General features: G+C 72.0%; 21 protein-coding genes. 10 read left to right on the top strand and 11 right to left on the bottom strand.

Annotated features, from left to right (window positions below):
- Nucleotides 1-31: 31 nt before the first annotated feature.
- The 4 genes from BMZ82_RS17045 to BMZ82_RS17030 form a co-directional block, all read right to left on the bottom strand.
- Nucleotides 32-1,732: a coenzyme B12-dependent isobutyryl-CoA mutase large subunit gene (locus BMZ82_RS17045; protein ID WP_093776558.1), complete on the bottom strand. Its 1,701-nt coding sequence runs from the start codon at nucleotides 1,730-1,732 to the stop codon at nucleotides 32-34.
- A 111-nt stretch (nucleotides 1,733-1,843) separates the two neighbouring features.
- Complete coding sequence (locus BMZ82_RS17040; RefSeq protein WP_093776556.1) at nucleotides 1,844-2,182, bottom strand: DUF3817 domain-containing protein; 339 nt, start codon at nucleotides 2,180-2,182, stop codon at nucleotides 1,844-1,846.
- A 44-nt stretch (nucleotides 2,183-2,226) separates the two neighbouring features.
- Complete coding sequence (locus BMZ82_RS17035) at nucleotides 2,227-2,736, bottom strand: MarR family winged helix-turn-helix transcriptional regulator (protein WP_093776554.1); 510 nt, start codon at nucleotides 2,734-2,736, stop codon at nucleotides 2,227-2,229.
- Between the two features lie 73 nt (nucleotides 2,737-2,809).
- Nucleotides 2,810-3,805 carry a matrixin family metalloprotease gene (locus BMZ82_RS17030; protein ID WP_093776552.1) on the bottom strand — a complete coding sequence of 332 codons (996 nt, stop codon included), beginning with the start codon at nucleotides 3,803-3,805 and terminating at the stop codon, nucleotides 2,810-2,812.
- Nucleotides 3,806-4,023: 218 nt separating this feature from the next.
- Between BMZ82_RS17030 and BMZ82_RS17025 the strand changes: the two genes are divergently transcribed.
- The 3 genes from BMZ82_RS17025 (at nucleotide 4,024) to BMZ82_RS17015 (ending at nucleotide 6,220) form a co-directional block, all read left to right on the top strand.
- Nucleotides 4,024-4,812 (top strand): SRPBCC family protein, encoded by a 789-nt coding sequence (locus BMZ82_RS17025; protein ID WP_093776550.1) that lies wholly within the window; start codon nucleotides 4,024-4,026, stop codon nucleotides 4,810-4,812.
- A gap of 23 nt (nucleotides 4,813-4,835) precedes the next feature.
- Nucleotides 4,836-5,516 (top strand): DUF4166 domain-containing protein, encoded by a 681-nt coding sequence (locus BMZ82_RS17020; RefSeq protein WP_093776627.1) that lies wholly within the window; start codon nucleotides 4,836-4,838, stop codon nucleotides 5,514-5,516.
- A 92-nt stretch (nucleotides 5,517-5,608) separates the two neighbouring features.
- On the top strand, nucleotides 5,609-6,220 hold the full coding sequence (locus BMZ82_RS17015; protein ID WP_256251952.1) for a TetR/AcrR family transcriptional regulator: 612 nt from the start codon (nucleotides 5,609-5,611) through the stop codon (nucleotides 6,218-6,220).
- 21 nt (nucleotides 6,221-6,241) lie between these two features.
- Here BMZ82_RS17015 and BMZ82_RS17010 read toward each other — a convergent pair whose 3' ends face one another.
- The gene (locus BMZ82_RS17010) at nucleotides 6,242-6,535 is read right to left on the bottom strand and encodes an MTH1187 family thiamine-binding protein (RefSeq protein WP_093776546.1); all 294 of its coding nucleotides are present in this window, start codon (nucleotides 6,533-6,535) and stop codon (nucleotides 6,242-6,244) included.
- Entirely contained in the window at nucleotides 6,532-6,876 is a 345-nt protein-coding gene (locus BMZ82_RS17005) for a DUF3817 domain-containing protein (protein ID WP_093776544.1), read from the bottom strand. The genes BMZ82_RS17010 and BMZ82_RS17005 overlap by 4 nt, the downstream gene beginning before the upstream one ends.
- Before the next feature lie 190 nt (nucleotides 6,877-7,066).
- Between BMZ82_RS17005 and BMZ82_RS17000 the strand changes: the two genes are divergently transcribed.
- The 4 genes from BMZ82_RS17000 to BMZ82_RS16985 all read left to right on the top strand — a co-directional run bounded on the left by BMZ82_RS17000 (nucleotide 7,067) and on the right by BMZ82_RS16985 (nucleotide 9,729).
- Nucleotides 7,067-7,699, top strand: a complete 633-nt coding sequence (locus BMZ82_RS17000; protein WP_093776625.1) for an AIM24 family protein — start codon at nucleotides 7,067-7,069, stop codon at nucleotides 7,697-7,699.
- Nucleotide 7,700: 1 nt separating this feature from the next.
- Nucleotides 7,701-8,351, top strand: a complete 651-nt coding sequence (locus BMZ82_RS16995; protein WP_093776542.1) for an AIM24 family protein — start codon at nucleotides 7,701-7,703, stop codon at nucleotides 8,349-8,351.
- Nucleotides 8,352-8,353: 2 nt separating this feature from the next.
- Nucleotides 8,354-9,160, top strand: a complete 807-nt coding sequence (locus BMZ82_RS16990) for an AIM24 family protein (protein WP_093776540.1) — start codon at nucleotides 8,354-8,356, stop codon at nucleotides 9,158-9,160.
- A 92-nt stretch (nucleotides 9,161-9,252) separates the two neighbouring features.
- A complete protein-coding gene (locus BMZ82_RS16985) occupies nucleotides 9,253-9,729 on the top strand; it encodes a MarR family winged helix-turn-helix transcriptional regulator (RefSeq protein WP_093776538.1) in 477 nt (158 codons plus the stop codon).
- 49 nt (nucleotides 9,730-9,778) lie between these two features.
- Here the strand turns inward: BMZ82_RS16985 and BMZ82_RS16980 are convergent, their stop codons facing one another.
- Nucleotides 9,779-11,152: a sensor histidine kinase gene (locus BMZ82_RS16980; protein ID WP_093776536.1), complete on the bottom strand. Its 1,374-nt coding sequence runs from the start codon at nucleotides 11,150-11,152 to the stop codon at nucleotides 9,779-9,781.
- The gene (locus tag BMZ82_RS16975; protein ID WP_371271238.1) at nucleotides 11,149-11,898 is read right to left on the bottom strand and encodes a response regulator transcription factor; all 750 of its coding nucleotides are present in this window, start codon (nucleotides 11,896-11,898) and stop codon (nucleotides 11,149-11,151) included. Before BMZ82_RS16975 ends, BMZ82_RS16980 begins: the two co-directional genes overlap by 4 nt.
- 146 nt (nucleotides 11,899-12,044) lie before the next feature.
- Here BMZ82_RS16975 and BMZ82_RS16970 point away from each other — a divergent pair, with 146 nt between their 5' ends.
- A complete protein-coding gene (locus BMZ82_RS16970) occupies nucleotides 12,045-12,632 on the top strand; it encodes a PepSY domain-containing protein (protein ID WP_093776532.1) in 588 nt (195 codons plus the stop codon).
- Nucleotides 12,633-12,662: 30 nt separating this feature from the next.
- Here the strand turns inward: BMZ82_RS16970 and BMZ82_RS16965 are convergent, their stop codons facing one another.
- From BMZ82_RS16965 to BMZ82_RS16955, 3 genes are all read right to left on the bottom strand, one after another.
- Nucleotides 12,663-13,901, bottom strand: coding sequence for an MFS transporter (locus BMZ82_RS16965; protein WP_093776530.1), 1,239 nt, complete (start codon nucleotides 13,899-13,901; stop codon nucleotides 12,663-12,665).
- A 190-nt stretch (nucleotides 13,902-14,091) separates the two neighbouring features.
- Nucleotides 14,092-15,048, bottom strand: coding sequence for a methylmalonyl Co-A mutase-associated GTPase MeaB (gene meaB, locus BMZ82_RS16960; protein WP_093776528.1), 957 nt, complete (start codon nucleotides 15,046-15,048; stop codon nucleotides 14,092-14,094).
- Between the two features lie 73 nt (nucleotides 15,049-15,121).
- Nucleotides 15,122-16,333, bottom strand: coding sequence for an acetyl-CoA C-acetyltransferase (locus BMZ82_RS16955; protein ID WP_093776526.1), 1,212 nt, complete (start codon nucleotides 16,331-16,333; stop codon nucleotides 15,122-15,124).
- 160 nt (nucleotides 16,334-16,493) lie between these two features.
- Between BMZ82_RS16955 and mce the strand changes: the two genes are divergently transcribed.
- Nucleotides 16,494-16,934, top strand: a complete 441-nt coding sequence (gene mce / locus BMZ82_RS16950; RefSeq protein ID WP_093776524.1) for a methylmalonyl-CoA epimerase — start codon at nucleotides 16,494-16,496, stop codon at nucleotides 16,932-16,934.
- A 232-nt stretch (nucleotides 16,935-17,166) separates the two neighbouring features.
- Nucleotides 17,167-21,015, top strand: a complete 3,849-nt coding sequence (scy, locus tag BMZ82_RS16945; protein WP_093776522.1) for a polarized growth protein Scy — start codon at nucleotides 17,167-17,169, stop codon at nucleotides 21,013-21,015.
- The last annotated feature ends 183 nt before the right edge of the window (nucleotides 21,016-21,198 follow it).

Here is a 21,198-nt window from a genome sequence, read left to right as displayed (position 1 = left end):
CACAGCCCCCAGGGACGGAAGCCCAGGCCGCCTAAAACCCCGCCGGCTCCGTATAAACCCCCCACTCCTCCCGCAAAACCTCACAGATCTCCCCCAACGTCGCCTCGACCCGCACCGCATCCAACATCGGCCCGATCATGTTGCCCCCGCCCCGAGCGGCGGCCAACAAGCCGTCGAGGGCACCCCGCACAGCCACCCCGTCCCGCCCGCCCCTCCGCTCCGCGAGAGCCCGCACCTGCTCCCGCTCCACCTCGTGGCCGACCCGCAGGATCTCCAGGTCCCCGGTCACCGAACCGGTGTTCGCGTTGACCCCGACGACCCTCTTCTCCCCCTTCTCCAGGGCCTGTTGGTACCGGAACGCCGACTCCGCGATCTCCCCGGTGAACCAGCCGTCCTCGATGCCCCGCAGGATCCCGGACGTGATCGGCCCGATCGGGTGCCGCCCGTCGGGGTGAGCCCGCGCCCCCCGCTCCCTGATCTGCTCGAAGATCTCCTCGGCCGCCGCCTCGATCCGGTCCGTCGACTGCTCGACGAACCACGAACCCCCCAGCGGATCCGCCACGTTGGCGACCCCGGTCTCCTCCATCAGCACCTGCTGCGTGCGCAGCGCGATCTCCGCCGCCTGCTCGCTCGGCAGCGCGAGGGTCTCGTCGAGGGCGTTGGTGTGCAGCGAGTTGGTCCCGCCGAGGACCGCCGCGAGCGCCTCCACGGCCGTCCGCACCACGTTGTTGTACGGCTGTTGGGCGGTCAGCGAGACGCCGGCGGTCTGCGTGTGGAACCGCAGCCACTGCGCCTTCTCCGACCTCGCCCCGTACACGTCCCGCATCCATCGTGCCCAAATGCGGCGCGCCGCGCGGAACTTGGCGATCTCCTCGAAGAAGTCGAGGTGCGCGTCGAAGAAGAAGGACAGCCCGGGTGCGAACAGGTCCACGTCCAGGCCGCGGCTGAGCCCCAGTTCGACGTACCCGAAGCCGTCCGCCAGCGTGTACGCCAGTTCCTGCGCGGCCGTCGCGCCCGCCTCACGGATGTGGTAGCCGGAGACGGACAGCGGCTTGTAGGCGGGGATGCCGGCCGCGCAGTACTCCATCAGGTCGCCGATGAGGCGCAGATGCGGCTCGGGCTGGAAGAGCCACTCCTTCTGGGCGATGTACTCCTTGAAGATGTCCGTCTGGAGCGTGCCGTTGAGCGCCCCGGGGTCCACGCCCTGCCGCTCGGCGGCCACGAGGTACATGCAGAAGACGGGGACGGCCGGGCCGCTGATCGTCATGGAGGTGGTGACGTCCCCGAGCGGGATGTCCTGGAACAGGACCTCCATGTCGGCGGCGGAGTCGACGGCTACCCCGCAGTGCCCGACCTCCCCCAGCGAGCGCGGGTCGTCGGAGTCGCGTCCCATGAGGGTCGGCATGTCGAAGGCGACGGACAGCCCGCCGCCGCCGTTGGCCAGGATGGTCTTGTAGCGCGCGTTGGTCTGCCCGGCGTTGCCGAACCCCGCGAACTGCCGGATGGTCCACGTCCGCCCCCGGTAGCCGGTGGCGTACAGCCCGCGCGTGTAGGGGTACTCCCCGGGCCAGCCGATCCGCTCGAAGCCCTCGTAGGCGTCGCCGGGCCGGGGCCCGTACACGGGCTCCACCGGGTCCCCGGAGAGCGTGCTGAAGTCGGCCTCACGCGTGCGCGAGGCGTCGTACCGGGCCTGCCAGCGACGGCGGCCGTCCGCGATGGCGTCAGCGTCCATGCACCCAATTTACGGGGATGTCCTCATAGACGGCGCTTTGAGGGGGATGACAAACCGCCGCACGCGCGTGTGCGTGCGGCGGTGAGGGTCACGACGGTGGGGCGGTGGCGGTCACGCCTTGACGGGCTCCGGGGTCGCGTCCGAGAACGTGCCCTCCAGCTCGCGGCTGATCTTCCGCTCCACGATGAAGGCGGCCGTCGGGATGGTCCCGGCGAGCAGCACCCACAGTTGCTTGCCGACCGGCCACTTCGCCTTGGAGCCCAGGTCGAAGGCGAGGACCAGGTACACGACGTAGAGCCAGCCGTGCGCGATGGCCACGACGCGGGTGAAGGTCGCGGCGCCGTCGACGTCCAGGCCGTACTTGGCGATCATGCTCAGGCACAGCAGGACCAGCAGCACACCGGTGACATAGGCCAGGACGCGGTAGCGGGTCAGCACGCTTCGTTTCATGGGGACGAGCGTAACCACCGGTTATGGGGCGATCTTGCGCGGGGTTACCGGTCCTCGAAGTCGTGCGCGGCGACCCGTAGGGGCCGCAGCATCGCGAAGATCTCCCCGCACTCCTCCACGTCGTACACCCCGAGCCCGAAGTCCATCGCCATCAGGTCGCGGGTGGCCGCCTCGACGACCTCGCGGCCCTTGTCGGTGATGCCAGCGAGGGTGCCGCGGCCGTCGTTGGGGTTGGGGCGCTTCTCGACCAGGCCGGACCGCACCAGGCGGTCGACGGTGTTCGTCACCGAGGTGGGGTGCACCTGGAGCCGCTCGCCGATCTTCGACATGGTCAGCTCGCCCTCCTTGGAGAAGGTGAGCAGCACCAGCGCCTCGTACCGGGCGAACGTCAGGCCGTACGGCTTGACCACGGCGTCCACCTCGGCCAGCAGGATCTGGTGGGCGCGCATGATCGAGGTGATCGCGGCCATGGCCGGTACGTTTCCCCAGCGCTGCTTCCAGAGCTCGTCGGCGCGGGCGATGGGATCGAAGGGAAGACTGAGCGGTTTCGGCACGCCTCCAGACCCTACCGGCCGGTCATATCGTGGTCAGCCCCGTCTCGTCCTTCGGTCCCCCTAGTAGAGGCTGCTAGTACAGGCTGCGCAGGCCGAGGACGTCGCCCTTGCCGAGGCTACGGGCGTCGGTGGAGCAGGCGAACGAGTTCGCGAACATGGTGAGGTTCTCGTGCCCCGCGCCGGAGTGGCCGAGGCCGAAGACGTGGCCGGCCTCGTGCGTGGCGACGCTGCGGATGTCGTACGCCTGCGTGCAGCCGCCGGACGGGTGGTCGGTGAACGCGTAGTCGTGGGTGTTGAAGCGGACGTCCGCCTCGAGCAGTTCGTCCGGGCCGCCGGGCACCGGGCGGCTCCATGAGCAGGTCGTCGCGACGGCGTCGGTGCCGAGGTCGCCGCCGTCCCAGACGCTGAGGCCGTCCCGGCGGACGCAGCGGGCCGCGCGGTCGATGCCGGCCTCGTTCCCGGTGGTCGACAGGTAGCGGGCCTTCGCCGTGACGGTGTCGTCGTAGCCGCAGTCGTTGCGGCTGGTGGTGATGGTGGCGACGGCGTCCTGGAAGGCCCGCCGGGCCTCCGCGCGGGAGAGACCGCCGGGCAGCGGACCGTCCCCGACGAACCACTCGTACGTGCCGTACTCCTTACGGCCGGCCGTGGAGTAGGCCCCGTCGGCACAGGGGGCGGGGGCGTCACGGCGGCTGCCCGTGAGGGCTTCCGTACGGGCCTCGCCATGGCCCTCCTCGTGGCCGTGGCCGTACGAGACCGTGCCGTCGGCGGCGACCGCCAGCGTGAAGTCGCGCGCCGAGCCGTCCGCCGTGAGCGCGTCGACGCTGACGGTCGTACCGGGTTCGGGCACCGTCACGCCGGCCCCGTCATGGGTGATCAGGCGGCCGACGGCGCGGCAGTCGAGCACGGACGAACCGGCGGGCAGGTCGTCGACGGTGAGCTCGCCACGCGCGCGTGCGCACGCCGGCGTGCTCCGGTGCGCCTCCCCCACACAGACCACCGACAGCGAAGCCGCCACTACGAACGCCGTGATCGCCCTGCCGAGTAGCCCCGGTCCGCGCCGCCCTGCCACCGCACACTCCCCTTCAATGCCACGCCACCGCGCGGAACTTGATCGACCCCGGGAGACATTAGCCATGCGGCGCGCGCCGAAACCCCTCCCTCCGTCACCTGTTTGAGCGACCGCTCAAACAGGTGTACCGTCCACTTCCGAGAGTTTGAGCGATCGCTCAAACTCTGCTCGAGAGCCGACGTCGACCTTGCCCGACCTGGCCCGACCTGGGAGATCGCATGCGACAGCGCACAGGACAGCGCACCGGGCTGTTCGTCGAGGCGCGGATCCGCGCCGACCTCGACGAGGTGTGGGCGCGCACACAGGACCCGGCGCAGCACCGGCGCTGGGACCTGCGGTTCACCGAGATCGACTACCTTCCGCCCGGCGAGGGCGACGGCGAGGGCGCGCCTCAGCGGTTCCGTTACGCCACGCGCGTGCTGCCGTTCCTGACGATCGCCGGGACGGGTGTCTCCGCCGGTGAGCGCGAACGCCCCGACGGCACCCGCACGTCCGCCCTGCGCTTCGCCTCCCCGCACCCGCTCTCCCTGCTGGCCGAGGGCAGCGGCTACTGGCGTTACGTCCCCGACGGCGACGGCGTCCGCTTCCTCACCGGCTACGACTACCGCCCCCGCTGGGGTGTGTTCGGCGCACTGGCCGACCGGGCGCTGTTCCGACCCCTGATGGGCTGGGCGACGGCCTGGTCCTTCGACCGGCTGCGGCTGTGGCTGGAGCGGGGCGTCACGCCGGAACGCGCGCTGGTGAACTGGCTCGTGGAGATCGCCGTACGCGCGTGTGTCGTCGCGTTCGCCTGCACCGGCCTCGGCCTGGAGTCCCTGCTGCTGCTCTTCGGCCCGTTCGCGGCGTCACTGGCCTACCTGTGCCCGCTGCTGCTGAGCCTCGCGGTGTGCGTGGCCCTGTTCGCGCCGCCCCGCTCCCGCACACCGGCGGCCCGCCGCTGCCTGCGCCGACCACCGGTACGCGCGCGTGCGCCTCGCGTCCTGCACACCCTGGAGGACCCCCGATGACTTCGACGACCTCGACGACCTCGATGCCTTCGATCTTCCGTACGGCGATGGGCGGCGACTTCGACCGGCTGCACCCCGCACTGCAACGCCGTTTCTCGGTGGGGCTGGCGAGCGGGGAGGCCTGCACGGGCCGGGGCGTGATGGACCGGATCTGGCACGGCGGGGCCTGGGTGAAACCGTTCCTCGCCCTGGGTTCGACCCGCAACATCCTCGTGCCGCGCGCGGGCAGGCACATCCCGTTCATGATCGAGAACGTGCCGTACGTGGACGGCTTCGGGCGTGAGACGGTGAGCTTCGTGCGCACCTTCGACCTGCCCGGCCGGGCCCGCCGCTTCGACGCCCAGATGGTGCTGGGCCCCGGCGGCGGCCACGTCCTCGACTACCTGGGCACCCACCAGCACCTCGCCACCGACCTGCGCCTCACCGCCCAGGCGGACGGCTCGCTGCTGATCCGCTCCGGCGAACACCGCTTCCGCGAGGGGTTGTTGGACGTCCGGGTCCCCGAACTGATCGGGGCGACGGCGGAGGTACGGGAGTCCTACGACGACCGGGCCGGCCGGTTCCGGATCCGGGTGAGCGTCGTGAACCGCTTCTTCGGCCCGCTGTTCGGCTACCAGGGCTCGTTCACCACGACGTACACGGACGTCCGCGCGTGCGGTGTGCGCCCGGGGCTGCGTCCGGTGCGCGAGGAGGCACGCGGGTGAGCCCGGACACGAAGCCGGAACCGAGGACCGGACCGAGGACCGGACCGAAGACGGCCACGAAGCCGGACACGAAGACGGCGACCAAGGCGAAGCTGCTGGAGGGCGCTCTGCGCACGCTCACCGAGCAGGGCATCGCGAAGACGTCGGCGCGGACGATCGCGGCGACCGCCGGGGTGAACCAGGCGCTGGTCTTCTACCACTTCGGCTCGGTGGACGAGCTGCTCGCGGCGGCGTGCCGGTACGGAGCGGAGCGCACGGTCGCGCGCTACCGCGCCCGCTTCGACGCCGTCGCCTCGCTGTCCGAACTCCTCGCCCTGGGCCGCGACATCCACGAACAGGAGCGCGCCGACGGGAACGTCGCCCGGCTCGGCCAGCTCCTGGCGGGCGCCCAGACCCACGAGGTCCTCGGCCCGGCGACGGCGGCGGGCCTCGACCTGTGGATCGTCGAGATCGAGAACGTCCTGCGCCGCGTCCTCGCGGGCACGCCCTTCGGCGAGTTCACCGACCCGGCGGGGCTGGCCCGCGCGGTGGCCGCGTCCTTCGTCGGCATCGAGCTGTACGAAGGGGTCGACGCGGCCGGCGCCGGGTCCGCGCTGGACGCCCTGGACCAACTGGGCCTCCTGGTCAGCGCCCTGGAGGAACTGGGCCCGGTGGCCCAACGGGCGGTCCGCCAGTACCTGCGCCGCGCCTCCGCACGACGCTGAGGCCCGTCGGGCCCAGCCAGGTCACTGCTCCAGGTGCCGCTCGACGGTCTCCACCTTCGAGGTGAGGCCGTCCGTCACTCCTGGGCGGATGTCCGCCTTGAGGACGAGGGAGACGCGGGGCGCGCGTGCCTCGACGGCGGCCACGGCGCGTTTGACGACGTCCATGACCTCGTCCCACTCGCCCTCGATGGACGTGAACATGGCGTCGGTGCGGTTCGGGAGGCCGGATTCGCGGACGACCCGGACGGCGTCGGCGACGTATGCGCCGACGTCCTCGCCGACGCCCAGCGGGGTGACGGAGAAGGCGACGATCACGCGTTCACCACGCCGTCGGTGCGGGCGCGGGAGGCGATGACCGCGTCCTCCGCCTCGCGGCGCAGCTTGCGCTCGGCGAAGAAACCGCCGGTCGGCAGGACCGAGAGGACGAAGTAGAGGGCCGCGGTCTTCGGGGCCCACTTGGTGCGGTTCCAGGCGTCCGCCCAGAAGAGCACGTACAGGATGAACAGGACGCCGTGGACCATGCCCATGACGGGCACCGCGTTGAAGTCGGTGGTCCGCTTCAGCACCGAGCAGACCAGCAGCAGGAGGAAGGACACGGCTTCCGGGGCGGAGACCAGGCGCAGTCGGCGGAGGGCGGAGGCTGTCTTCAGGTCCACGAGTCACCTTCGGGGGAGGTACGGCGATGGGCGGGCGGCGGGCAGACGATTGAGCGAGCGGTTTGTGAATGCACGCACAAGCTTTCGCCCATTGTGGCAAACGGTCCCCCTAAGGGTGCGTTCAGGGTCTCTCTCCACCCCCGGGTGCTGTTCCGCGCACCCCTTCGCCGGATACCTTCGCAGCGTGGCGATGTTTCGACTTCAAGGCAGCAAGGTGCTCGCCGTCGACATGACCGGGGACGCCGTGAAGGCGAAGAACGGCTCGATGGTCGCGTACGACGGGCAGATGGCATTCAAGAAGCTCAGCGGCGGCGGTGAGGGCATCCGGGGCATGGTGACCCGGCGGCTCACCGGCGAGCAGATGACCGTGATGGAGGTGAGGGGGCAGGGCACGTGCTGGTTCGCCGATCGCGCCTCCGAGATCAACCTTGTCCAGCTCCAGGGGGACAAGCTGTTCGTCGAGTCGAGCAACCTGCTCGCGACCGACGCGGGCCTGCGGACCGGGACGAGTTTCACCGGCATGCGCGGCGCGGCCCAGGGCAACGGACTGTTCACGACGACCGTGGAAGGCCACGGCCAGGCGGCGATCACGTCGGACGGACCGGCGGTGGTGCTGCGCGTCAGCCCGCAGTACCCGCTGACGGTGGACCCGGGCGCGTATCTCGCGCACCAGGGCGACGTCCGGCAGACCTTCCAGTCGGGTGTGACGTTCCGCACGTTCATGGGCGAGGGCGGCGGCGAGGCCTTCCAGATCCGGTTCGAGGGCGACGGCCTGGTGTACGTCCAGCCGAGCGAGCGCAACACGATCGCGGGGGACGTGTGAGATGACCTTCCGTGAGATCAACTCCAAGATGCTCGAGGCGACGGTCGTCCCCGGCCAGCGCCTCTACAGCCAGCGCGGCGCGATGCTGGCCTACCGCGGCGAGGTGTCGTTCACGCCCAACGTCCAGGGCGGGCAGGGCGGCGTGATGTCCATGATCGGGCGGCGGCTGGCCAACGAGGACACGCCTTTGATGACCGTCGAGGGCAGCGGCACGGTCCTGTTCGGACACGGCGGCCACCACGTCCAGGTCATCCGGCTGACCGGCGACACGCTGTACGTGGAGGCGGACCGGCTGCTGGCCTTCGAGGGCACGCTCCAGCAGGGCACGATGTTCCTGGGCTCCCAGGGCGGGGTCATGGGCATGGTCCGCGGCCAGGTCAGCGGCCAGGGCCTGTTCACCACCACCCTCAAGGGGCACGGGGCGGTCGCCGTGATGGCACACGGCGGGGTCTTCGAGGTCCCGATCACCCCGCAGCGCCCGGTCCACGTCGACCCCCAGGCCTACGTCGCCCACCACGGCGACGTCCGCAACAAGCTGTCGACCGCGCTGGGCTGGCGGGACATGGTGGGCCGCGGCTCCGGCGAGGCGTTCCAACTGGAGCTCAGCGGCAGCGGTGTGGTGTTCGTCCAGGCGTCGGAGGAGAAGCTGTGAGCATGTACGGGGCTCCGGGCGGCGGCCCGACGGTGTACGACCCCATGACCCTGCCGGTCGACGACAACGTGAACCACTACACCTTCTGCGTGGAGCTCAAGGGGAGCCAGTGGTTCCTTCAGAAGGGGAAGATGATCGCCTACTACGGGTCGATCGACTTCAACGGCGTGGGGCACGGCCGGCTGGACCGCCTCGTGCGCACCTCGTTCCATTCGCCTCTGCACGCGAGCGACTGGGTCGTGGCCGAGGGCTCGGGCAAGATGCTCCTCGCCGACCGGGCCTTCGACGTGAACTCGTACGACCTGGAGGACGGCAATCTGACCATTCGCTCGGGCAATCTGCTCGCGTTTCAGCCAAGTCTGTCACTCAAGCAGTCGATCGTCCCCGGATTTCTGACGCTGATCGGGACCGGCAAGTTCGTCGCCGCTTCCAGTGGTCCGGTGGTGTTCATGGAACCCCCGATCCGGGTCGACCCGCAGGCGCTCGTCGGCTGGGCCGACTGCCCGTCCCCGTGCCATCACTACGACCACGGGTACATGACCGGCGTACTGGGCGGTCTACGTGCGCTGACCGGCCTCGGCGGGGTCTCCGGGGAGGAGCACCAGTTCGAGTTCGTGGGCGCCGGCACGGTGCTGTTGCAGTCCACCGAGACCCTCATGGCCGAGCAGGCCACGGGCGCGGTGCCGCACGAGCCGGGGGTGCCCTACGGCGGCGCGAGAGCGGGCAGTCAGGGCGGTCACGGGGCACAGTCCGGCGCACCGCGCCTTCCCGGACAGCTCGGAGACCTCCAGCGTCGCTTCGGGCTGTGAGCGGTACTCTGCGGAGTGTGACGTCGAACGCGTGCGCACTGTCACGCCATCCTTATTAGTTAGCCTTTCAACATTTTAGGTAGACTTCATTCATGGAGACCGAAACGGCCACGCGCTGGCTGACCGAAGCGGAGCAGTGCGCCTGGCGCACCCACCTGGAGGTCAACAGGCTGTTGACGTACCAGCTCGAGAAGGACCTACAGCCGTTCGGCCTCACCATGAACGACTACGAGATCCTGGTGAACCTCTCCGAGTCGGAAGGCGTCCGGATGCGGATGAGCGACCTCGCGGCCGCCACCCTCCAGTCCAAGAGCCGCCTCTCGCACCAGATCACCCGCATGGAGAACGCCGATCTGGTGCGCCGTGAGAACTGCGAGTCAGACCGCCGCGGGCTGTACGCGGTCCTGACCGACCACGGCCTGGAGACGATGCACAAGGTAGCCCCCCATCATGTGGACTCCGTGCGCCGGCACTTCATCGACCTCCTCTCCGCCGAGGCCGCCGCCGACCTCTCCAAGAGCCTGAAGCCCGTCGCGGAACACCTCCGTGGCCACCGGGGACGCCCGTAGCAGGCGCGGAACACCCTGATCCGACAGATCTGATGGGTCTGACGGACATCTAGGCGATCGGCAGGCGGAGTTCGAACAGGGCTCCGCCTGTCGGCGTCTGGCGCACCGTGAGCGTGCCGCCGTGCCGGACGGCCACGTCCCGGGCGATCGCCAGGCCCAGCCCCGCCCCGCCCTCGTCGCGGCTGCGCGCGTCGTCGAGCCGTACGAACCGTTCGAAGATCCGCTCCCGGTCCGCCTCGGGCACTCCGTCCCCGTCGTCGGCGACCTCGACGACGGCCCACTCCCCCGCTTCCCCCGCCCGCCGCACCCGCACGCCGACCGACGACCGGGCGTGCCGCAGCCCGTTGTCCAGCAGGTTGGCCAGCACCCGCCCCAACTGCCCCCGCGATCCGGCCACTTCCACGGCGCTCGACGCCACGTCCACGGTCACGCCCGCCCGGTGACCGGCCTCCTCCCGGGCCAGCGCCACCAGGTCCACCCGCCGCCCGGTCGCCGGTGCCTCGCCCGCGTCCAGCCGGGCGAGCAGCAGCAGATCGGCGGCCAGCCGCTGGAGCCGTACGGTGTCCTCGACCGCGCCCGCCACGTCCAGCAGCTCGGGGTGCGCCGCACCGACCTCCAACTGGGTGCGCAGCGAGGCGATCGGGCTGCGCAGCTCGTGGGAGGCGTCGGCGACGAACCGGCGCTGGCGTTCCACGGAGGTCTCCAGCGCGGCCAGCGTCTCGTTCGTCGTGCGGGCGAGCCGGGCGACCTCGTCGTGGGTGTCCGGCTCGGGCACCCGGCGGGCCAGGTCGGCGGAGGCGGTGATCGCGGCCATCTCACGCCGGATGCCCTCGACCGGGCGCAGCGCCCGCCGGGTGACCAGCCAGGTGACGCCCGCGACGACGGCCAGCAGCAGCGGGAAGCCGATCAGCATGACGGTGAGGGCGGTGCGTACGGCGCTCTGCTCCGCCTCCAGGGGCGCGCCCGCGTACACGGTGAGCGGCCCCTTGCGCGGGTCGCGCACCTCGACGGCGGCGAACCGGTAGTCGGCCGTGTCGCCGTCGACGGTCGCGGTGCCGTCGACGAAGCGGGTGTCGTCGTCGATCTCGCCGGGTTCGAGATCCGCGCCGGAGTCGCCGGCCACCGTGGCCGGGCCGATGCGTTCCAGGTCCTCGCCGGCCGCGACCGGCGTGCCCTCGGCGTCGACGATCTGGACCGGCCGCTCGTCGTCGTCCAGCGAGGACAGGTCCGCGTAGGGCGTGCCGACGGCGAGTTGGGCGGCGACGGCCCGCGCGGACCGCTCCGCCTGGCCGCCCGCCTGGTCGGTCAGGTTGGACCGCAGGGACAGCAGTACGGCCGTGCCCGCGGCGAGGAGGGCCACGGCGACGACGAGGACCGCGCCGAGCGTCGCCCGCGCCCGCACGGAGCCGAGCCGGCGTCTCACAGCGCCGCCTCGACGCGCTCCGAGCGCTCCGGCCGCTCCAGCCGGTAACCGGCCCCGCGCACCGTCCGGATGCGCCCCGCGCCCAGCTTGCGGCGCAGGGCGCTGACGTACACCTCGACGATGTTGGGGTCGCCGTCGTAGGCGAAGTCCCAGACGTGGTCCAGGATCTCGGCCTTGGACACCACCTCGCCGGCCCGCCGCACGAGTTGCTCCAGGACGGCGAACTCCTTCGCGGTGAGCGCCACTTCCTCCTCGGCGAGGAAGACGCGCCGCGCGGCGGTGTCGACCTTCAGCTCGCCCAGGACGTGCACGGGCGAGGCCCCGGCGCCCTGCCCGCGCCGCCGCAGCAGCGCCTTCACGCGGGCGACGAGGACGACGTAGGAGAACGGCTTGGTGAGGTAGTCGTCCGCGCCCGTGTCCAGGCCCTCCGCCTCGTCGTACTCGCCGTCCTTCGCGGTGAGCATGAGGATCGGGACGTCGTGGCCGGCGGCGCGCAGGGTGGCGCAGACGCGGTAGCCGTTCATGCCGGGCAGCATGATGTCGAGGATCACCAGGTCGTACGGCGACTCGCTCGCCCGGTGCAGCCCCTCCAGGCCGTCGTGGACGACGTCCACGGCGTAGCCCTCGGCGGTCAGGCCCTTGGCGAGCGACAGGGCCAGCCGCTTCTCATCCTCGACGATCAAGAATCTGAAGGGGCGGCGCGAAGCGCCTCGAGTAGGGCGGTGGTGGGCGACGGGTGGGCGCATGTGGACCAGGGTGCCAAACCGAACCTGAAGTGATCTTCAGGCGGCTTCAGCGTGCCTTCAGGTCGGCTCGGGCACCTTGGTCCTCGTCGCAACGAAGCAGCAACCGAAGTAGCAACCGAAGCAGCATCACAGCGGGAGGAAACCCCATGAAGCGCAAGCTCGTCATCGCCGCCGTCGTCACGTCGCTCGTGATCGGCGGGGGTGCGGCGGTCGCCTTCGCCGAGCCGAACACGAAGCCGGACGCGAAGGTGAGCGCCGAGACGCGGGTCGTGTCGGCCGCCGGGACGAACGCCCTGGTGACCTCCGCGCGCCCGGCGTCCGTCGCCGAGGCGATCGCGGCGGCGCTGAAGCACACGCCGGGCACCGCCGTCGGAGCCGACCGGGAGGACGACGGCGCCGACGCGGGCACCTGGCACGTGGACGTCGTCAAGGCCGACGGCACCGAGCACACGGTCGCCGTCTCCCCCGACACCGGCACGGTCGTCGGCGCCCACCGGGACGCCGACGACGAGGGCGACGACGCGGCCGACGGCCGGGCCGACCTCGCCGCGCTGAAGGGCGCGGGCGTCGACGCCCGCGAAGCCGCGCTGGCCGTCGCCGCCAAGGGCACGGTGACCGACGTCGACCTCGACGACGACGGCGGCGCCACGACGTGGAGCGTGGACACCGCCAAGGGCGGCGAGTGGCAGGTCGACGCCCACACCGGCAAGGTCACCCAGGACCTCGACGACTGAGCCGACCGAACCGGCTGATCGGGACGACCGTCAGGCGAGGGGCACGGGTTCGCTCGTGCCCCTTCGGCGCATCGCCGTGACGGCCGTCGCCGTCGCCAGCACCACCGCCCCCGTCACCGCGAAGCACACCCCCACCGGCAGCCGTGCGGCCAGCGCGCCCGCGACCGCCGTACCGGCCGTGCTCCCCGCGTTGACGGCCGTGTTGACCCACGCCCCGGCCCGTACCCGGGCCTCGGGCGCGGCGGTCTCGTCGGCGATGAGGTAGGCCGTGGTGATCGCCGGGGACACGAAGAACCCGGCCGCCGCGACGGCGACGGCGAGCGTGCCGAGCCCCGGCGCCAGTCCCGCCCCGCACAGGGTCAGCCCGAGCCCCGCCGTGAGCAGCGGCAGCCGGGCCCCGGCCGGGGTCCGCCAGGCGACGGCCCCGTTGAGCAGCCCGCCGACGGCGCTGCCGGCCGACAGCGCGGCCAGCACCCAGGCCGCGCCCGCCCCACCGGCCCCGGTCCCGGCCGTGTGCCGCTCGGCGAACGCCACGACCAGCAGGTCGATCACGCCGAGCGCGAGCCCGACGCCCGCGATGGCGACGACGGGCCGCCCGAGCCCGCGCAGTCCGCCCCCGCCGCGCCGCCCGGCGGCCTTCTCCGGCCGTACGTCCCGCACCGCGGGCGACGACACGAACCCGGCCGTGCCCCCGGCCATCAGGGCCGCCCCGACGACGATCCCGGCGGCCGGCGGCGCGAAGCCGACGAGGACGCCGACCAGCAACGGGCCGGTGACGAACAGCAGTTCCTCGGCGACACCGTCGAGGCTGTAGGCGCGCCGCAACAGCGCGCGGTCCGGGGTGAGCCGTCCCCACACGGCCCGCATGGTCGGCCCCAGCGGCGGCGCACAGGCCCCGGCCACGGCGGCGAGGGCACCGAGCGAGAGGGCAGAAACGGCGTCCGGTCGGGAGACGGCCGCGGCCAGCAGCCCGAGCACCGTCGTGCAGGCGGCGGCCATCGGGACGAGCGCCCGGCGTGGCCCGTACCGGTCGATGAGGGCCGCCCGCGCGGGCGACAGGAAGACGACGGTGGCCCCGAACAGGGCCATCACGGTGCCCGCCACCGGGTACGAGCCCGAGGACCGGGTCACGGCGAGCATCAGGGACAGCGGGACGATCCCGTACGACAACCGGCCGACGAGAGCGGCGGCGAAGGTGCGGCGGGCGTGCGGGACGCGCAGGACGACGGCATACGAAGGGCGCACGCCGTCGGCGTGTGAAGCGGACATGAGGAGTTCCTCGACTCATGGCAGAGCGGAAAAGGGGTCGCCGTAGCGCCGCGACCGGTACGGCCGACTGCCGCTCACCGGTCACGGGCCGAAGCGGGCCCTATGCCAAGAGGAGGAACACGGGAGTGAACGTAGCAGCGCGCCCCACGGACGGACCACGCCTTTTCCGCGCCCTTTCGCCTCGCGGGGCTCAGCTCTCCGTGAGTCCCGCCACCAGTTCGTCCGCCGCGCTGTAGGGGTCCAGTCCGCCGGTGACGATGCGGTCGGCGAGGGCGCTGAGGCGGCGGTCGCCGTGCAGGTCGGCGATGCGTTCGCGCAGGGTGGTGACGGCGATCGTCTCGACCTCGCGGGCCGCGCGGGCGCGGCGGCGCTCGGCGCGGACCCCGTGCTCGTCCATCCACGCGCGGTGCTTGTCCAGCGCCTCGACGAGTTCGTCGATGCCCTCCGCCTTCGAGGCGACGGTCTTGATGATCGGCGGGCGCCAGGCGCCGGGGCGGCGGGCCTCGCCGAGGCCGAGCATGTGGTTCAGTTCGCGGGCGGTGGAGTCGGCGCCGTCCCGGTCGGCCTTGTTGACGACGTAGACGTCGCCGATCTCCAGAATGCCCGCCTTGGCCGCCTGGATGCCGTCCCCCATGCCCGGGGCGAGCAGTACGACGCTGGTGTCGGCCTGGGAGGCGATCTCGACCTCCGACTGGCCGACGCCGACCGTCTCCACCAGGACCACGTCGCAGCCCGCCGCGTCCAGTACGCGGATCGCCTGCGGGGCCGACCAGGCGAGGCCGCCGAGGTGACCGCGGGTGGCCATCGAGCGGATGTAGACGCCGGGGTCGGAGGCGTGCTCCGACATGCGGACGCGGTCGCCGAGCAGGGCGCCGCCGGAGAACGGCGACGACGGGTCGACGGCCAGCACGCCGACCCGCCTGCCCTGCTTGCGGTACGCCGTGACCAGCGCGGACGTCGACGTGGACTTGCCGACGCCCGGTGACCCCGTCAGGCCGACCACGTACGCGTTGCCCGCGAGCGGGGCCAGGGCCGCCATGACCTCCCTGAGCTGCGGGGACGCCCCCTCCACCAGGGAGATCAGCCGGGCCACGGCCCGCGGCCGGCCCGCCCTGGCCTGGGCGACCAGCGAGGCGACGTCCTGCATCACAGCTCCGTTCCTAGACACCCATCTGCACGCGTACATACGTATACGTACGACACGTACACGTACGACCGGCTCAGGCCTTGGGTACCCGCACGATCAGCGCGTCACCCTGGCCGCCGCCGCCGCACAGCGCCGCCGCGCCGACGCCGCCGCCCCGCCGCTTGAGCTCCAGGGCCAGGTGCAGGACGAGCCGGGCGCCGGACATGCCGATCGGGTGACCCAGGGCGATGGCACCACCGTTCACGTTCACCTTTTCCGTGGACACGCCGAGGTCCTTCATTGACTGCACGGCGACGGCGGCGAAGGCCTCGTTGATCTCGACCAGGTCGAGGTCGGGGACCTCCAGGCCGTCCTTCTTCAGGGCGTGCAGGATGGCGTTGGAGGGCTGGGACTGGAGCGAGTTGTCCGGGCCGGCCACATTGCCGTGGGCGCCGATCTCGGCGATCCACTCGAGGCCCAGCTCCTCGGCCTTGGCCTTGCTCATCACGACCACGGCCGCCGCGCCGTCGGAGATCTGCGAGGACGTGCCCGCGGTGATCGTGCCGTCCTTCGTGAACGCCGGGCGGAGCTTGCCCAGGGACTCCACGGTGGTGTCGGCGCGGATGCCCTCGTCCGTGCTGAAGACGACCGGCTCGCCCTTGCGCTGCGGGATCTCCACCGGGGCGATCTCGGCCTCGAACACGCCGTTCTTCTGGGCGGCGGCGGCGCGCTGGTGGGACAGGGCGGCGATCTCGTCCTGCTCCGGACGGGCGATGCCCAGCCGGGTGTTGTGCTTCTCCGTGGACTCGCCCATCGCGATGTTCTCGAAGGCGTCGGTGAGACCGTCGTACGCCATCGCGTCGAGCATCTCGATCGCGCCGTACTTGAAGCCCTCGCGGGACTTGGGCAGCAGGTGGGGGGCGTTGGTCATGGACTCCTGGCCGCCGGCCACCACGACGTCGAACTCGCCGGCCCGGATGAGCTGGTCGGCCAGCGCGATCGCGTCGAGGCCGGACAGGCACACCTTGTTGATGGTGAGCGCCGGGACGTTCATCGGGATGCCGGCCTTCACGGCCGCCTGGCGGGCGGGAATCTGGCCGGCGCCCGCCTGGAGCACCTGGCCCATGATCACGTACTGCACCTGGTCGCCGCCGATCCCCGCACGGTCGAGGGCGGCCTTGATCGCGAAGCCGCCGAGGTCGGCCCCGGAGAAGGACTTCAGGGAGCCCAGCAGCCGTCCCATGGGCGTACGCGCGCCCGCGACGATCACCGAGGTCGTGCCGTTGGAAGCAGTCGATCCAGTCATGAGCTGCGATTCCCCTTACCGGCCCTGCACAGGCCGAGGAGTGGCGGAGTGAACGAGGGTTTACTTCGAATGTACTGAGCGGTGGTCCGCGCCGTCACCGGCCCTTCAGTGTGATCGCGCGCACGTTGCGTAACCATCTCCCAGGCGGTGCACTGACACCATGCTGACGCGAATCGACCACATCGGGATCGCCTGCCACGACCTCGACGCGACCGTCGAGTTCTACCGTGCCACCTACGGTTTCGAGGTCTTCCACTCCGAGGTCAACGAGGAGCAGGGCGTGCGCGAGGCCATGCTCAAGATCAACGACACCTCCGACGGCGGTGCCTCCTACCTGCAGCTTCTCGAGCCTACGCGGGAGGACTCGGCCGTCGGGAAGTGGCTCGCGAAGAACGGCGAGGGGGTCCACCACATCGCTTTCGGTACGGCGGACGTCGACGCCGACTCCGCCGACATCCGCGGAAAGGGCGTACGCGTGCTGTACGAGGAGCCCCGGCGCGGCTCCATGGGGTCACGAATCACTTTCCTGCACCCGAAGGATTGCCACGGAGTACTGACAGAACTGGTCACATCGGCCCCTGTTGAGTCATTGGAGCACTGACCCTCGTACATATGGGCCGGTAGGGTTGGGGGCGGTCGCCGCTCACACCGGGGCGACCCGGTCCTGCCGTACGGCGGCGGGACGCAGCCGGGGTCCGGGTTTCGGGGGACGAGCGTCGGGGCAGCAGCCCATGCTCCGTCGTTGATCTGACACCATTCCCCGGGAGCCCCGTCCGGCGGACGGACGGAGCTCGTTCGGGAAGCTTGCGACCAGGGACGGATGGGACCGCGCAGTGCGGGGCTACGAGAGCCAGGAGCGGGAGCCGGCGGCTGACGTCGACCACCTGACTCGGTTCGAAGCCGAGATGAAGCGGCTGAAGACCGAGCGGGAAAAGGCGATTCAGCACGCCGAGGACCTCGGCTACCAGGTCGAGGTGCTGCGCGCCAAGTTGCACGAGGCGCGGCGCACCATCATGTCCCGGCCCGCCTTCGACGGCGGCGACATCGGGTATCAGGCCGAGCAGATGCTGCGCAACGCGCAGATGCAGGCCGACCAACTGCGGCAGGACGCCGAGCGGGAGCTGAGCCAGGCCCGGTCGCAGACGCAGCGGATCCTCCAGGAGCACGCCGAGCAGGCGGCCCGCCTCCAGGCGGAGCTGCACCAGGAGGCCGTCACCCGGCGCCAGCAGCTCGACCAGGAGCTGGCCGAGCGCCGGCAGAACGTCGAGTCGCACGTCAACGAGAACGTGGCGTGGGCCGAGCAGTTGCGGGCCCGCACCGAGGCGCAGGCGCGCCGGCTGCTCGACGAGTCGCGCGCCGAGGCCGAGCAGTCCCTGGCGGCGGCGCGCGCCGAGGCCGAGCGGGTCGCCGCGGAGGCCCGCCAGCGCCTCCAGGCCGACGCCGAGGCGGCCCGCGCGGAGGCCGAGCAGCTCCTGCTGCGCGCCCGCACGGACACCGAGCGGATGCTGAACGCGGCCTCCAGCCAGGCCCAGGAGGCCAGCGACCACGCCGAGCAGCTCCGCAACTCCACCGCCACCGAGTCGGACGCGGCCCGCCGCCAGGCCGGTGAGCTGAGCCGCGCCGCCGAGCAGCGCATGTCGGAGGCCGAGGAGGCGCTGCGCAAGGCGCAGACCGAGGCCGACAAGGTCGTCGCCGAGGCCAGGGCGACCGCCGAGAAGGCCCTCGCGAGCGCCGAGTCGGCCAACGAGCAGCGCACCCGTACGGCCAAGGAGCAGGTCGCCCGGCTGGTCACCGAGGCCACCAAGGAGGCCGAGACCACCAAGGCGGACGCCGAACAGGCCGTCGCCGACGCCCGCGCCGAGGCCGAGAAGATCGTCGCGGAGGCCTCCGAGAAGGCCCGCACGCTCACCGCCGAGGAGAGCGCGACCCAGTTGTCGAAGGCGGCGAAGACCGCCGAGGACGTCCTCAACAAGGCGCAGGAGGACGCGCAGAACACCACCAAGGCCGCCGCCGAGGAAGCCGAGCGGATCCGCCGTGAGGCGGAGACCGAGGCGGACCGGCTGCGCGCCGAGGCGCATGACATCGCCGAGCAGCTCAAGGGTTCGGCGAAGGACGACACCAAGGAGTACCGCGCCAAGACGGTCGAGCTGCAGGAGGAGGCCCGCCGGCTGCGCGGCGAGGCCGAGCAGTTGCGGGCCGACGCGGTCGCCGAGGGCGAGAAGATCCGCGCGGAGGCCCGCCGGGAGGCCGTCCAGCAGATCGAGGAGGCGGCCAGGACCGCCGAGGAGCTGCTGTCCAAGGCCCGCGCCGACGCGGACGAGCTGCGCCAGAAGGCCGCCTCGGACAGCGAGAAGGTGCGCACCGAGGCCATCGAGCGCGCCACCACGCTGCGCCGGCAGGCCGAGGAGACCCTGGAGCGCACCCGCGCCGAGGCCGAGCGCCAGCGCGACGAGGCGGTGGAGCTCGCCGAGACCATCACCTCGAACGCCGAGCAGGCCGCGCGCGAGCTGCGCGAGGACGCCGAGCGGGGCATCGAGTCCCGGCAGGCGGAGGCCGCCGAGGAGCTGCACCGGCTGCACGCCGAGGCGGAGTCCCGGCTGCTCTCCGCCGAGCAGGCGCTGACCGACGCCCGGGAGGAGGCCGCGCGGATCCGCCGCGAGGCCGCCGACGAGAGCGACCGGCTGCGCTCGGAGGCCGCCGAGCGGATCCGTACGCTCCAGCAGCAGGCCGCCGACGAGGCGGACCGGCTGCGCACCGAGGCCGCCGCCGACGCGTCCGCGTCCCGCGCCGAGGGCGAGAACGTGGCCGTGCGGCTGCGGTCGGACGCCGCCGCCGAGGCCGAGCGGCTGAAGAACGAGGCGCAGGACACCGCCGACCGGCTGCGCGCGGAGGCGCAGGCCGCGGCCGAGCGGCTGGCCGCCGAGGCGTCCGAGACGCTGGCCGCCGCCCAGGAGGAGGCCCTGCGGCGTCGGCGGGAGGCCGAGGAGACGCTCGGTTCCGCCCGCCAGGAGGCCGACCAGGAGCGCGAGCGGGCCCGCGAGCAGAGCGAGGAACTGCTCGCCTCGGCGCGCAGGCGCGTCGAGGAGGCCCAGGGCGAGGCCGTCCGGCTGGTCGAGGAGGCGGACCGGCGGGCCACCGAGATGGTGTCGGCGGCCGAACAGCACGCACAGCAGGTACGGGACTCCGTGGCCGGGCTGCACGAGCAGGCCCAGGACGAGATCACCGGGCTGCGGTCGGCCGCCGAGCACGCGGCGGACCGGGCCCGGCGCGAGGCCGAGCAGGAGGCGGACCGGGTCCGCTCCGACGCCTACGCCGAGCGGGAGCGGGCCGCCGAGGACGCGGGCCGTCTCCGGCGCGAGGCGTCCGACGCGGCGGACGCGGCGCAGGCGCTGGCCGAGCGGACCGTCGGCGAGGCGATCGCGGACGCGGAGCGGCTGCGCTCGGAGGCGTCCGCGCACGCCCAGCGGGTGCGCACCGAGGCCTCGGACACCATCGCGCAGGCCGAGCAGGACGCGTCGCGCACCCGGGCGGACGCCCGCGACGACGCCAACCGCATCCGTTCGGACGCGGCGACCCAGGCCGACACCCTCATCACCGAGGCGCGCGGCGAGGCCGAGCGGCTCCAGACGGAGACGGTCACGGAGGCCGAGCGGCTGCGCGCCGAGTCGGTCGCCAAGGCGGAGAAGCTGATCGCGGACGCCTCCGGGGACGCGGAGCGGCTGCGCGCCGAGGCCGCCGAGACGGTGGGTTCCGCGCAGCAGCACGCCGAGCGGATCCGCGCCGAGTCCGACCGCTTCAAAGCGGAGGCGGCGGCGGAGGCCGACCGGCTGATGAGCGTCGCCCGCGACGAGGCCGACTCGACGCTGGACGACGCCCGCAAGGAGGCCAACAAGCGGCGCTCGGAGGCGGCCGAGCAGGTCGACACCCTCATCACGGAGACCGCCGCCGAGGCCGACAAGCTGCTCACCGAGGCGCAGACGCAGGCGCAGAAGACCACCGCGGACGCGGAGGCGCAGGCCGACTCGATGGTCGGCGCGGCCCGCAGCGAGGCCGACCGGGTCGTCTCCGAGGCGACCGTGGAGGGCAACTCCCGGGTGGAGAAGGCCCGTACGGACGCGGACGAGCTGCTGGTCGGGGCCCGTCGGGACGCGACCGCGATAAGGGAGCGGTCCGAGGAGCTGCGCGACCGCATCACCGGCGAGATCGAGGCGCTGCACGAGCGGGCCCGCCGCGAGGCCGCCGAGACGATGAAGTCGACCGGCGACCGCTGCGACGCGCTCATCAAGGCGTCGGAGGAGCAGCTCGCGAAGGCGCAGGCGAAGGCGAAGGAGCTGGTGTCGGACGCCAACTCCGAGGCGGGCAAGGTCCGTATCGCCGCCGTGAAGAAGGCCGAGGGGCTGCTCAAGGAGGCCGAGCAGAAGAAGTCGACGCTGGTGCGGGAGGCCGAGGAGCTGAAGGCCGAGGCGGTCCGCGAGGCGCGGCGCACGGTCGAGGAGGGCAAGCGGGAGCTGGAGGTCCTGGTGCGTCGGCGCGAGGACATCAACGCCGAGATCTCCCGTGTCCAGGACGTGCTGGAGGCGTTGGAGTCCTTCGAGGCGCCGGCCGGCGGCAAGGACGGGGGCGTCAAGGCGGGCGCGGCCATCGGGTCCCCTCGATCGGGTGGGAAGTCCTCGGACGGCTAGCGGAATGTGTGGATTGCGTTAAAGTCTTGGGTCTTTGCCCCGTATCTTTGGCAAGCGGTCCGCCGTTCAGCCACCCAAAAGGGGTGTCATTCTCCAGATCAAACACGCATACGCTCGATGACACACCGCTCAGGCCCCTAGGATTCCACCTATCACCTCACCGGTCTCATTCGACAGGAACCC

The sequence above is a fragment of the Streptomyces sp. yr375 genome (assembly GCF_900110755.1).
In the GTDB taxonomy this organism is placed as follows: domain Bacteria; phylum Actinomycetota; class Actinomycetes; order Streptomycetales; family Streptomycetaceae; genus Streptomyces.
This window is presented reverse-complemented; position numbering and strand designations above follow the sequence as displayed.